The 12,520-nt window shown below is 67.1% G+C and carries 9 protein-coding genes and 2 tRNA genes; 3 read left to right on the forward strand and 8 right to left on the reverse strand.

All coding sequences use genetic code 11. The features are described 5' to 3' along the window. Positions 1-597: 597 nt before the first annotated feature. The 6 genes from ABZ194_RS22090 to ABZ194_RS22115 form a co-directional block, all read right to left on the reverse strand. On the reverse strand, positions 598-3,168 hold the full coding sequence (locus ABZ194_RS22090) for a valine--tRNA ligase (RefSeq protein WP_355598937.1): 2,571 nt from the start codon (positions 3,166-3,168) through the stop codon (positions 598-600). Positions 3,169-3,395: 227 nt separating this feature from the next. Then, complete coding sequence (clpX, locus tag ABZ194_RS22095) at positions 3,396-4,676, reverse strand: ATP-dependent Clp protease ATP-binding subunit ClpX (protein WP_355598879.1); 1,281 nt, start codon at positions 4,674-4,676, stop codon at positions 3,396-3,398. A 193-nt stretch (positions 4,677-4,869) separates the two neighbouring features. Further along, positions 4,870-5,514 (reverse strand): ATP-dependent Clp protease proteolytic subunit, encoded by a 645-nt coding sequence (locus ABZ194_RS22100; protein ID WP_355598880.1) that lies wholly within the window; start codon positions 5,512-5,514, stop codon positions 4,870-4,872. An 11-nt stretch (positions 5,515-5,525) separates the two neighbouring features. Further along, entirely contained in the window at positions 5,526-6,119 is a 594-nt protein-coding gene (locus tag ABZ194_RS22105; protein WP_355598938.1) for an ATP-dependent Clp protease proteolytic subunit, read from the reverse strand. Between the two features lie 478 nt (positions 6,120-6,597). Next, positions 6,598-8,001 carry a trigger factor gene (gene tig, locus ABZ194_RS22110; protein WP_355598881.1) on the reverse strand — a complete coding sequence of 468 codons (1,404 nt, stop codon included), beginning with the start codon at positions 7,999-8,001 and terminating at the stop codon, positions 6,598-6,600. Positions 8,002-8,209: 208 nt separating this feature from the next. Then, on the reverse strand, positions 8,210-9,076 hold the full coding sequence (locus tag ABZ194_RS22115) for a helix-turn-helix transcriptional regulator (RefSeq protein WP_355598882.1): 867 nt from the start codon (positions 9,074-9,076) through the stop codon (positions 8,210-8,212). Positions 9,077-9,319: 243 nt separating this feature from the next. Here ABZ194_RS22115 and ABZ194_RS22120 point away from each other — a divergent pair, with 243 nt between their 5' ends. Beyond that, positions 9,320-9,829, forward strand: a complete 510-nt coding sequence (locus ABZ194_RS22120) for an ATP-binding protein (RefSeq protein WP_355598883.1) — start codon at positions 9,320-9,322, stop codon at positions 9,827-9,829. Positions 9,830-9,846: 17 nt separating this feature from the next. On the opposite strand, the gene ABZ194_RS22125 is transcribed toward ABZ194_RS22120, so the two are convergent. Beyond that, positions 9,847-9,984: a hypothetical protein gene (locus ABZ194_RS22125; RefSeq protein WP_355598884.1), complete on the reverse strand. Its 138-nt coding sequence runs from the start codon at positions 9,982-9,984 to the stop codon at positions 9,847-9,849. Between the two features lie 588 nt (positions 9,985-10,572). Beyond that, positions 10,573-10,646 (reverse strand) — tRNA-Pro (locus tag ABZ194_RS22130). A gap of 88 nt (positions 10,647-10,734) precedes the next feature. Here ABZ194_RS22130 and ABZ194_RS22135 point away from each other — a divergent pair. Together ABZ194_RS22135 and ABZ194_RS22140 are read left to right on the forward strand one after the other, a co-directional pair. Next, positions 10,735-10,805: transfer RNA gene (locus ABZ194_RS22135), tRNA-Gly, on the forward strand. 318 nt (positions 10,806-11,123) lie between these two features. Next, positions 11,124-12,482 (forward strand): TrpB-like pyridoxal phosphate-dependent enzyme, encoded by a 1,359-nt coding sequence (locus ABZ194_RS22140; RefSeq protein ID WP_355598885.1) that lies wholly within the window; start codon positions 11,124-11,126, stop codon positions 12,480-12,482. The last annotated feature ends 38 nt before the right edge of the window (positions 12,483-12,520 follow it).

The following is a 12,520-nucleotide window of genomic DNA, read 5'->3' on the forward strand; positions in this document are numbered from 1 at the left end:
TCAAACTCTCCAAACAATGTCTGAAAAAGTTCACCCCGGCTGAAAACACCCGTCCACACAGGACCGGGTGCGTCAACCAAAGGAATCCCTCCCCCCCACACCACAAACGGCGCGGACAGGGGCGGGGTTGTGCATCATGCACTGGCTTTTAACACACTGTTGAGTTCTCAAGAAACGGACACGTTCACCGGACCCTCCGCCCCCACCCGCAAGAGTGGAACGGCGCCCGGGGCGCACACTTCCGTATCATCATCCTACCAGGAGCGCCAGATTCGCGTCAAACCGTCACATCCGCAACAGCACACCCAAACCCGGCAAACCCACTAGAATTCCCATCACCCCGTCTCCGGAGCAACCCTTCCAACTTACTCTGACATCCAGGCCCTGTCCAGTCGCGCGGACTGACCCAAACCTTCAGTGATCTTTTGGAGGGGAGTGCGGGATCTCGTCCCGCTTAAAGAACTCTAGCAGCCCGCTCGGGCTGTCATGACCCACTTGCCGGTAACAACTAGGTCTTCCCTGGGTCAGCTGCCCCCAAACACACGGGCCCGGAGTCCCTGGACTCCGGGCCCGTGATCAAGCCTGGGGCTCGAACACCTAGCCGGCCGGTAGCGCGGCGAGCTGAGCGGTCAGCCGGGCGATGTCCTGCTCGGCCTGGGCTGCACGGGCCCGCACCTTGACCACCACGTCGTCGGGCGCCTTCGACATGAACTGCTCGTTGCCGAGCTTGGCCGCCACCTGGGCGGCCTCCTTCCGCGCGACGGCAAGGTCCTTCTCCAGACGCTTGCGCTCGGCGGCCACATCGATCGTCCCCGCGGTGTCGATCTCCACGACGGTCCCGCCCACATCGAGGCGGGCGGTGGCGGCGAACGACTCCGCCGGCTGATCGAGCCGGAGCAGCGATCGGATCGCCCCCTCGTGCGGGGCGAGGATCGTACCGGCGAGTGACAGTCGCGCGGCGACCCGCTGGCCGGGCTTGAGCCCCTGGTCGGAGCGGAACCTGCGGACCTCGGTGACCAGTCCCTGGAGAGCCAGGACCTCCTCCTCCGCCGAGGTGTCACGGAACGATTCCTGGGCCGTCGGCCAGGGAGCGACCACGATCGACGCCCCTCCGGTGAGGGCCCGCCAGAGTTCCTCGGTGACGAACGGCACCAACGGGTGGAGCAACCGGAGCAGCGCATCCAGGACGTGGCCCAGCACGAGGCGGGTGTGCTCCTGCCCCGAAGCGATCTGGATCTTGGCCAGCTCCACGTACCAGTCGCAGACCTCGTCCCACGCGAAGTGGTAGAGGAGATCGGAGATCTTGGCGAACTCGAACTCCTCGAAGGCCGCGTCCACCGACGTGACGACCTCCTGAAGGCGGGAGAGGATCCACCGGTCGGCCGCGGTCAGCTCCGCCACCGGCAGCTCACCGACCGCGGCGCCGTTCATCAGCGCGAAGCGGGTGGCGTTCCAGATCTTGTTGCAGAAGTTCCGGGAGCCTCCGGCCCACTCCTCGCTGATCGCCACATCGGAGCCGGGGTTGGCACCGCGCAGAAGCGTGAAGCGGGTGGCGTCGGCGCCGAAGCGCTCGATCCAGTCGAGCGGGTCCACCACGTTGCCGAACGACTTGGACATCTTCTTGCCGTACTGGTCGCGGACCATGCCGTGCAGCGCCACGGTCTGGAACGGGGGCCGGCCGTCCATCGCGTAGATGCCGAACATCATCATCCGGGCCACCCAGAAGAACAGGATGTCGTAGCCGGTGACCAGGACGGAGGTCGGATAGAACTTGGCCAGCTCCGGCGTCTCCTCCGGCCAGCCCAAGGTCGAGAACGGCCACAGGCCGGAGGAGAACCAGGTGTCGAGGACGTCGGGGTCCTGAACGTAACCGGCGGGAGGCTCGTCGTCGGGGCCGACGCAGACGACCTCGCCCGCCGGGCCGTACCAGACCGGGATCCGGTGACCCCACCACAGCTGCCGCGAGATGCACCAGTCGTGCATGTCGTCGACCCAGTCGAAGTAACGCTTGGCCAGCTCCGGCGGGTGAATCCTCGTCCGGCCGTCGCGGACCGCGTCTCCGGCGGCCTTCGCCAGGGGCGAGACGTTGACGAACCACTGGAGCGAGAGCCGGGGCTCGACCACGGTCTTGCAGCGCGAGCAGTGACCGACCGAGTGGAGATAGGGCCGCTTCTCCGCGACGATCCGCCCCTCCTGACGCAACGCGGCCACCACCGCGGGCCTCGCCTCGAAACGGTCGAGTCCCTGAAACGGGCCGTGCGCGGTGATCACACCGCGCTCGTCCATGACGCTGAGAGAGGGCAGGGAGTGGCGGCGGCCGATCTCGAAGTCGTTCGGGTCGTGCGCCGGGGTGACCTTGACCGCGCCGGTGCCGAAGGCGGGATCGACGTGCTCGTCGGCCACGACCGGGATGCGGCGGCCGGTGAGCGGGAGCTCCACCTCCCTGCCGATCAGATGCGCGTAGCGCTCGTCGGCGGGGTGCACGGCCACGGCGGTGTCACCGAGCATGGTCTCGGCCCGGGTCGTGGCGACGACGATCTCGTCCTCACCCGAGCCGTACCGGATCGAGACGAGCTCGCCCTCGTCCTCGCTGTGCTCGACCTCGATGTCGGACAGTGCGGTCAGGCAGCGCGGGCACCAGTTGATGATGCGCTCGGCGCGGTAGATGAGCCCGTCGTCGAAGAGCCTCTTGAAGATCGTCTGAACGGCCCGGGAGAGCCCGGGGTCCATGGTGAAGCGCTCGCGCGACCAGTCGACACCGTCGCCGAGCTTCCTCATCTGGTCGAGGATCCGGCCGCCGGACTCCTCCTTCCACTGCCACACGCGCTCGGCGAAGGCTTCGCGGCCGAGGTCGTGCCGGGAGAGACCGTCTCTGGCGATCGCACGTTCGACGACGTTCTGGGTGGCGATGCCCGCGTGGTCCATGCCCGGCAGCCAGAGCGTCTCCTGGCCGCGCATGCGGGCGCGGCGGGTCAGCGCGTCCTGGATGGAGTGGTCGAGGGCATGGCCGATGTGCAGGACACCGGTTACGTTCGGCGGGGGCAGGACGATGCTGTACGGCTCACGCTCGCTGCTCGGGTCGGCGTGGAAGTATCCCTCCGACACCCAGCGCTCGTAGCTCCGGGTCTCCACGTCGGCGGGCGCGTACTGGGTTGGCAGCTCTGGCATCGTCACGGTGTCCAATTCTAGGGATGTCCTGGCAGTCGATGTTCCCGACTCCCGAGTCTTCCAAGGTGCCGGTGCACCTCCCGACTTGTCGAGGCATTTCCTCTCCGTCTCGCCGGCTTTCCGCCGGCGGGCCCGGTGTGCCGGGCCACCCGAGCCTCGGGACAGGCTCCGGAGACGGCGACGCCCCCGCGGGATCCCGCGGGGGCGTCGCCGTACGGATCGATTCGCTACGCGGACTTCTCGCGCGGCGGACGCTGCTGCTTGTTGAGCTGGTCACGCGGTACGAGCGTCGGATTGACGTGCTCCAGCACCGACTCGCGGGTGATGACGACCCGTGCCACATCCTGACGGGAGGGCACTTCGTACATCACCGAGAGCAGGACCTCCTCCAGGATCGCGCGCAGGCCCCGGGCGCCGGTACCGCGCAGGATCGCCTGGTCGGCGATGGCCTCCAGGGCGTCGTCGGTGAACTCCAGCTCGACGTTGTCCAGCTCGAACAGCCGGCGGTACTGCTTCACCAGGGCGTTGCGCGGCTCGGTGAGGATCTGGATGAGCGCGTCGCGGTCGAGGTTGTGCACGCTGGTGATGATCGGCAGGCGGCCGACGAACTCGGGGATCATGCCGAACTTCAGCAGGTCCTCGGGCATGACGTCGCCGAAGATGTCGGCGGAGTCGATGTCGTCCTTGGAGCGGATGATGGCGTTGAAGCCGATGCCCTTCCGGCCGACCCGGGACTCGATGATCTTTTCGAGGCCGGCGAAGGCACCACCGCAGATGAACAGCACGTTGGTGGTGTCGATCTGGATGAACTCCTGGTGGGGGTGCTTACGTCCGCCCTGGGGCGGCACGCTCGCCGTGGTGCCCTCCAGTATCTTCAGCAGGGCCTGTTGCACACCCTCGCCGGAGACGTCCCTGGTGATCGACGGGTTCTCGCTCTTGCGAGCGATCTTGTCGACCTCGTCGATGTAGATGATGCCGGTCTCGGCCTTCTTGACATCGTAGTCAGCGGCCTGGATCAGCTTAAGCAGTATGTTCTCGACGTCCTCGCCCACATAGCCCGCCTCAGTCAGGGCGGTGGCGTCGGCGATGGCGAACGGCACGTTCAGCATCTTCGCCAACGTCTGGGCGAGCAGTGTCTTGCCGGAGCCGGTCGGGCCCAGGAGCAGGATGTTGGACTTGGACAGCTCGATGCCGTCGTCACGCCCGCGCTCGCCGGACTGCACCCGCTTGTAGTGGTTGTAGACCGCCACCGAGAGCGCCTTCTTCGCCTGGTCCTGACCGATGACGTAGGCATCGAGGAACTCGTAGATCTCCCTCGGCTTGGGCAGGCTGTCCCACTTGAGCTCGGAGGACTCGCTGAGCTCCTCCTCGATGATCTCGTTGCAGAGATCGATGCACTCATCGCAGATGTATACGCCAGGTCCGGCGATGAGCTTCTTGACTTGCTTCTGGCTCTTTCCACAGAAAGAGCACTTCAGCAGGTCTCCCCCGTCGCCGATGCGTGCCACCCCAGATACTCCTTTGCGTGGGACCGCCTTGGCTGCCGCGGTCCGTTTCTCCCGACCGGTCCGATACCCGGTGCGAAAAGTCATCCCGCTCAGGTTTCGACGTTACCGTCTTCTGAGCCCTCAGTGAGCCCTCTAGCGGCGAGTCGCACCGGAACGTGCCCAATTGGGCACCGTTCCGGTGCGATACGCCACGTTAGGAGGCTATGGCCTTGGCCAGCTTCTTGCGGGACGGGATGATGTCGTCCACCAGCCCGTACGCCTTGGCCTCCTCGGCCTCAAGGATCTTGTCACGCTCGATGTCCTTGCGGATCTCGGCGGGCGACTTGCCGGTGTGCCTGGCCAGAATCGTCTCCAGCAGCGCGCGCATCCGCAGGATCTCACGCGCCTGGATCTCGATGTCGCTTCCCTGGCCGCCGCCCTCGGTGGAGGGCTGGTGGATCAGCATGCGAGCGTTCGGCAGGGCGAACCGCTTGCCCGGCGTGCCGCCGGCCAGCAGAATCGCCGCGGCCGAGGCCGCCTGGCCAAGACAGACCGTCTGGATCTCCGGCCGGACGAACTGCATCGTGTCGTAGATCGCCGTCATGGCGGTGAACGACCCGCCGGGCGAGTTGATGTAGATGCTGATGTCGCGGTCGGGATCGAGCGACTCCAGCGTCAGCAACTGCGCCATGACGTCGTTGGCCGAGGCGTCGTCGATCTGCACGCCGAGGAAGATGATGCGATCCTCGAACAGCTTGTTGTACGGGTTCATCTCCTTCACGCCATACGATGTGCGCTCGACGAAGGAGGGAAGAACGTAACGGCCGTTGATGTCTCCCGGCCGGATCAACTCACTCACCTTTTTCCCCTTCAGGAGACGGCGCCCGCGGAGGGCACCTGCCGAGCGCTGCGCACGACCTGATCGATGAAACCGTAGTCCTTGGCCTCCTCGGCCGTGAACCAGCGATCCCGGTCGGAATCGGTCTCGATCTGATCCAGGTTCTGGCCGGTGTGGAAGGCGATGCGCTCGGCAAGAGTCTTCTTGACGTAGAGCATCTGCTCCGCCTGGATGGCGATGTCGGCGGCGGTACCGCCGATGCCTCCGGACGGCTGGTGCATCATGATGCGGGCGTGCGGCAGGGCGTAACGCTTGCCCGGCGCACCGGCACACAGGAGGAACTGCCCCATGGAGGCGGCCAACCCCATCGCGACCGTGCACACATCGTTGGGCACGTATTCCATCATGTCGTAAATCGCCATGCCGGCCGTCACGGACCCGCCTGGCGAGTTGATGTAAAGCCAGATGTCCCGGTTGGAGTCGTCCGCGGCGAGCAGGAGCAGCTCGGCGCAGATTCGGTTGGCGATCTCGTCGTTGACCTGAGTGCCCAGCACGATGATGCGCTCACGCAGCAGCCGCTGGTAGAGCTGGTCTTCGAGCCTGAACGAGCCGTTCGGCTGGCTCATCGACTCGGGTCCGGAACCGGTCGGCTGGTAGGTCGGCGGGCTGGTCACAGCGTCACCTTCCGATGCGTCGTAATCGATTGGCTTTGCTTGTGACCTTAACGCGCGCCGCCTACCGCACATGCCCCCTCCACGTGCTGTTCGCTGACGGCGCATGCTCGTCACCGCGCCCCGGGCTCCTCCGCCCGGTCTCCGGAGTCCGGTTCCCGCCCGGGTTCGCCCGGCGTGTCGGTCCTCGGTCAGATCCGGGCACGGCCCCGCCGCACAGGGGCGGGCCGGGCACGGCGCCACACCCGCGTGCCCGGACGGCCACGAGGACTCCACAGGGCCGGAGCGGACCCCCGGCGGAACCCCGGCCGGAGCGTCCGCCCAAGACCCGCTGCGGCCCTGTGGAGGGTCGGGCGAGAACGCTACGGCCGGAAAGCGGAACGCCCCCACCGCGCCGGGCACGGTGGGGGCGTCGTGTGCGGTACGGCGAGACCTACTTCGCGGCCTCCGGGGCCGACTCCTCGGCGGACTCCTCACCAGACTCCACGGCGGCGTCCTCGACGGGCGCCTCGCCGTTGATCTCGGTGTAGATGGCCTTGAGGTCCACTTCCTGGCCGGCCTCGTCGGTCACCTTGGCCGCGTCGCCCAGGACGCTCTTGGCCTTGTCCCTGACGATCTCCACCATGGCCAGCGTGAGCTGGTCGTTGTCGGCGAGGTGCTGGGCGAGCGCGTTCGGGGCGACGTTCATCTGCATGGCGCGGCGCACCACGAAGTTGGTCAGCTCCTGCTCGCTGACACCGATCTCCTCCGCCTTGACGATCTTGTCAAGCACGAAGCCGGTCTTGATCGCCTTGGCCGCGCTCTCGTCGAACTCGGCGTAGCGCTCTTCCTCGGTGGTCTGGTAGAGGCGGAAGTACGCCTCCTTGCTCAGGCCGCTCTCGGCGATCTGGTGCTCAAGGTTGTGCTTGCGGTTGTCGACCTCCGCCTTGAACGCACTCTCCGGGATCGGGATGTCAATCTTGCCGAGGAGGGCGTCCAGGGCGTTCTCCCGGGCCTGGACGACCTGCTCGACCAGCTTGTTGCGGCGAGCCTGCTCGCGGATGCTCTCCTTGAGCTCGTCAAGCGTGTCGAACTCGCTGGCCAGCTGGGCGAACTCGTCGTCGAGCTCGGGGAGGACCTTCTCCTTGACGTTCTTGATGGTGATGGTGACCAGGGCGTCCTCGCCGGCGTTCTCGCCGCCGACCAGGCCGGTGGTGATCTCCTTGACGTCACCGGCCGACATGCCGACCAGCGCGTCGTCCAGCCCCTGCAGCACCGAGCCGGCGCCGACCTCGTAGGAGACGTCGTTGGCCTGCTGCTCCTCGATGTTCACGCCGTCGATGGCGGCGGCCAGGTCCATGACGACGTAGTCGCCGTTGGCGGCGGGACGCTCGACGCCGGTCAGGGTCGCGAAGCGCTGGCGCAGACCGTCCAGCTGGGCGTCGACGTCCTCTTCAGACACCTGGGCGGCCGGGACGGTGACCTCAAGGCCCTGGTAGTCGGGGACGTCGAAGTTCGGGCGGACGTCCACCTCGGCGGTGAACTCGACCTGCTCGCCGTCCTCGACCTTGGTGACCTCGATGTCCGGCTGGCTGACCGGGAAGATGTCGCTCTCGTCGACGGCCTGGCCGTACAGCTTGGGCACCGCGTCGTTGAGGGTCTCCTCCAGCACCACCGCGCGGCCGAAGCGCTGCTCGATGATCCGGGCCGGAACCTTGCCAGGGCGGAAGCCGGGGACACGCACCTGCTGCGCGACCTTCTTGTACGCCGCCTGCAGGCTCTCGCCGAGCTCCTCGAACGGCACCTCGACAGTGAGCTTGACCCGGGTCGGGCTGAGCTCCTCGACAGCGGTCTTCACGGGGTGGTCTCCTTGATCAAGCTTCGAGTGATCGCGGGCGCGTCAAGTCGTACGGCCACCGCGGCAAGCTCGCGCGCCGCGCCCACATGAGCGGCACCGGGCACAGCCGTCGAGACATGCGAGATGAGGGCATGCTCCACTGTGGCGGGTGTCCAGCGCCGCTGGCCAGTCTAGGGCAGACCCGTACCTTGGAGCGACCGGCGCTTGTTCAGTTCTCCTTGATGATTCGCCGCAGGATGTCGCTTGTCTCCCCCGGGGTGGTGCTGACCGCGCACAGCCGTTCCATGACCTCGCTGTAGCGGTCCACTTCTTCGCGTTTGTCCAGGTAGAGCGCGCTGGCGAGCTGCTCGACGTAGACCACGTCGGGAAGCTCCTCATCCTGGAAGCGCAGCACGCTGAAGGCACCGCCCTCCGCGCTGTGACCGCCGAAGCTGAAGGGCATGATCTGAATTGTGACGTTGGGGCGGCGCATGAGGTCAAGCAGGTGCTCCAGCTGGGCCCGCATCGCCTCCAGACCCCCGATGGGGCGCCGTAACGCGGCCTCGTCGATGACCGCCCAGAAGAACGGCCCGTCGGCGCGTTCGAGCACCTGCTGACGCTGCATCCGCAGGTCCACTCGGCGGGCGATCTCCTCTGGAGCGATCCCGGCGCTTCCCGCGGTAATGACCGAGCGGGCGTACTCCCTGGTCTGAAGCAGGCCCGGCACGAACTGCACCTCGTAGGTGCGGATGCGGGACGCCGCCTCCTCCAGTCCGACGTAGGTCTGGAACCACGAGGGCAGCAGGTCGTTGAACCGGTGCCACCAGCCTGGCTCGTTCGCCCGCAGGAGGAGGTCCATGACCGCCGAACGCGCCTGCTCCTCGTTCACTCCGTAGAAGGTGAGCAGGTCCGTGACGTCGCGTTCCCGCAGGCCGACCCGTCCGAGCTCCATCCTGCTGATCTTGGACTCGGACCCCCTGATCAGGTGACCCGCCTCCTCCCGCGACAGCCCTTTGGCCTCGCGGAGCCGACGCAGTTGGGAGCCCAAAAGGATACGCAGAGCTGTGGGACCTGATCCCGGTTGAATCTGCGCCACTTCGCCTCCCTCTGTACTTGGGCCAGCGCACACAGTGTCACCACTTCCGGCCATCATGACAAGGTCTCACCCCAGTGTCCGATTCGCCAATGTCCCGTCACAACCGCTCATGCGGCTGCACATTGCAACTGCACGTGCATTTGGGTCTTGCAGCCGACGTTCCGGTGACCCATGATGGCCTAGTGCATATTGGGCTTATGGTGCACAAGCTCTGAAAACTCACAACTGGCACGGAGACTCACGATGACAGCGGGAGGTACCGGCAGGATGGTGGAGGAGCCGCAATCGGCTGCCGGCTACCTGCGGACGACTCGCGAAATCGGCTTCGACGAACTTCTCGCAGCCGATCATTCCGCGGCCACCGCGTGCCCCCTGCCCCGCCAGGCGGACTCCGTGAAGACCGCCAGGGATGTGACCCGGTCGACGCTGAGCGGCTGGGGTCTGCCGGAGCTGGGCGATGACGCGGCGCTAGTGGTTTCGGAGCTGGTCACGAACGCGGTCCGCTACGCGCTGTGCCCGCCCAGCCAGATCGAGACCAATCCGATCACCCTGGTCCTGCTGCGCCTGTCTCCTCATGTTCTTCTCGCGGTGACCGACCCCAGCGACGAGATCCCCACCCCCAAGAAGCCGGACTTCATCTCCGAGAACGGGCGGGGCCTCCACATCGTGGAGACCTACAGCGAATGCTGGGGCTGGGACCACCTCAACCGCGGCGGCAAAGCCGTCTGGGCCCTCTTCAGCGGAACCCCCTGACCCTCCCGGGCGCACACCTACGGCCCCCGTTCCCTCCGCACCTGCCCGACCTCTCCCTCGCCCTTGGCGGCCCTCGCCGCGGTCTCCCCCGAGCCGCGCCGTACGGCCGGGCCACCGCCCCGCGAGGAGATCGGGAAGGGCGCCGCGCCGTCCATCACAACCCGGCCCTCTTTTCCCCGCCCCCGGAAAACGGGTAAAACCACACCCGAAACTCAGACACGGCTTCTACCTGGTATTTCATGCCTGGGTGACAGGATTCACACCTGTGGACCCCGTATCCCAGAAGAAGGCCTCGCCTGATCCGGGGACCCACCGGAAGGAAAATCCGACCAGCTCAGGCGGCATGCTCCAGTTGAAATCGTCGATTCTCACGGCGGCGGTCAGAAAGCGCCCCACTTCCCCTGTCAGCCCCTCGTGACCCAGGTCACATCATCCCACGTCGGCGAGCGGGCTCGTTTCCCCACCGGAAGGCCCTCACCCGAACTCCGTATTCACCAAAGCCCTTTGTTATCGAAACGGGACCGGTTGAATTCGGCGACACCACGATATCGGCCCCGATTCACCAGGCGACACCTCCGCCCGGAGCGCGCGGGCCGCCGGGGGGCGGCCGGGTCCGCGGCCTCGACACCGGGAGCCGGCGACGGCCATCCGGCGGAGACCCCGAACATCGGGACACCCGTGCCGTCTCCATGGTCAGCGGCCGCCTCCGAAGGTCGGAAACGGCCTCTGCCTCGCACTTCGTGTCGGGGTGACAGGATTTGAACCTGCGGCCCCCTGCTCCCAAAGCAGGTGCGCTACCAAGCTGCGCCACACCCCGTCGGCCTGGTGCGCGCACGCTCCGGAACTCCGGTACGATTACGCCCTGACGAACGGATGAAGTCTAGACCAGACTGAGACCGGCTCGTGCGGACGTAGCTCAATGGTAGAGCCCCAGTCTTCCAAACTGGCTACGCGGGTTCGATTCCCGTCGTCCGCTCAGATGACGAAAGGCCAGGTCAGCCCATACGGGAGGACCTGGCCTTCTGCTGTGTGCCAGAGCTTCACGATCTTTTGTGCCCGTACCGTGCCCGCGCCGTGCCCGCGCCGTGCCCGGCGGCGTGCTCCGCTCGGGAATGTGCCGCCGCCTGAGGCGATCCTCCTCGGCTGTGGTCTGAGCGCACATCCCCGCCTCCCGGACACCGATGACCAGGAGACACCTCCAAACCCCCGGACAGCCCCTCCCACTCCGGCCGAGGGATGGACCACCGACGGCGACGGGGCCGACACTTGGTGAAACCGTCCCATGGAGGCAGGCATGAACGAAGCCACCCGCGTTCTGCTCGACGAGTCCCGTATCCCGCGCAACTGGTACAACATCGTGGCCGACCTGCCCGTCCCCCCGCCGCCGCCACTCCATCCGGGCACGCTGCGACCGGTCGGACCGGACGATCTCGCGCCGCTGTTCCCGGCGGAGCTGATCGAGCAGGAGGTCTCCGCCGACCGCTCCGTCGCGATCCCCGCGGACGTCCGCGACGTCTACAGGCTCTGGCGGCCGACCCCGCTGATCCGCGCCCGCAGGCTGGAGCGGGCGCTCGGAACCCCGGCGAGGATCTACTACAAGTACGAGGGTGGTTCCCCCTCGGGCTCACACAAGCCCAACACCGCCGTCCCGCAGGCCTACTACAACGCGCGGCAGGGCGTCCGACGGCTGACCACGGAGACCGGGGCCGGGCAGTGGGGCTCGGCGCTGGCGTTCGCGTGCGCGCAGTACGACATCGAGTGCGAGATCTGGATGGTCCGCGCCTCCTACGATCAGAAACCGCACCGGGCGAGCCTGATGCGCGTGTACGGCGGGACCGTGCACGCGAGTCCGTCCCCGCTGACCGAGGCGGGCCGGAGGGTGCTGGCCGAGCACCCCGGCTCACCGGGCAGCCTCGGCATCGCGATCAGCGAGGCGGTCGAGGTGGCCGCGTCGGCCCCGGACACCCGTTACGCGCTCGGCAGCGTGCTGAACCACGTGCTGCTGCACCAGACCGTGATCGGCGAGGAGGCGCTCGAACAGATGGCCGCGTTCGGCGAGGTCCCGGACGTGATCGTGGGGTGCGCGGGCGGCGGCTCCAATTTCGCCGGACTGACCTTCCCGTTCATGCGGGAGAAGCTGGCCGGGCGGATGGATCCGGTGATCCGGGCGGTGGAGCCGGCGGCCTGCCCGTCGCTCACCCGGGGCACCTACGCCTACGACTTCGGCGACGCCGCCGGTTTCACCCCGCTGCTGAAGATGCACACGCTCGGCCACGACTTCGTGCCCGACCCGATCCACGCGGGCGGCCTGCGCTATCACGGCATGTCCCCGCTGCTGTCGCACCTGTACGAGCTGAGCATGTTCGAGGCGGTGGCCAAGGGACAGACCGAGTGTTTCGAGGCGGGGCTGCGTTTCGCCAGGACCGAGGGGATCGTTCCGGCCCCCGAGCCGACGCACGCGCTGGCCGAGATCATCGCCGAGGCCCTGCGGTGCGGGGAGACCGGTGAACCGAAGGTTCTGCTGACCGCGCTGTGCGGGCATGGGCACTTCGATCTGAACGCCTACGACCGCTACCTGTCCGGGCGGATGGAGGACTTCGCGCTGCCCCGGGACCGGATCGACGCGGCGCTGGCCGGGCTGCCGCGCCTGTAGGCGTCCCGTCTCCGCCGTCCCGGGTCACGGCCGGAGCG

The sequence above is a fragment of the Streptosporangium sp. NPDC006007 genome (genome assembly GCF_040614315.1).
In the GTDB taxonomy this organism is placed as follows: domain Bacteria; phylum Actinomycetota; class Actinomycetes; order Streptosporangiales; family Streptosporangiaceae; genus Streptosporangium.

Coding starts and splice junctions, on each gene's coding strand:
- ABZ194_RS22090 (WP_355598937.1), bottom strand. CDS start 3,168: ATGCCAGAGCTGCCAACCCAGTACGCGCCCGCCGACGTGGAGACCCGG.
- ABZ194_RS22105 (WP_355598938.1), bottom strand. CDS start 6,119: ATGAGCCAGCCGAACGGCTCGTTCAGGCTCGAAGACCAGCTCTACCAG.
- ABZ194_RS22120 (WP_355598883.1), top strand. CDS start 9,320: ATGACAGCGGGAGGTACCGGCAGGATGGTGGAGGAGCCGCAATCGGCT.
- ABZ194_RS22125 (WP_355598884.1), bottom strand. CDS start 9,984: ATGGACGGCGCGGCGCCCTTCCCGATCTCCTCGCGGGGCGGTGGCCCG.
- ABZ194_RS22140 (WP_355598885.1), top strand. CDS start 11,124: ATGAACGAAGCCACCCGCGTTCTGCTCGACGAGTCCCGTATCCCGCGC.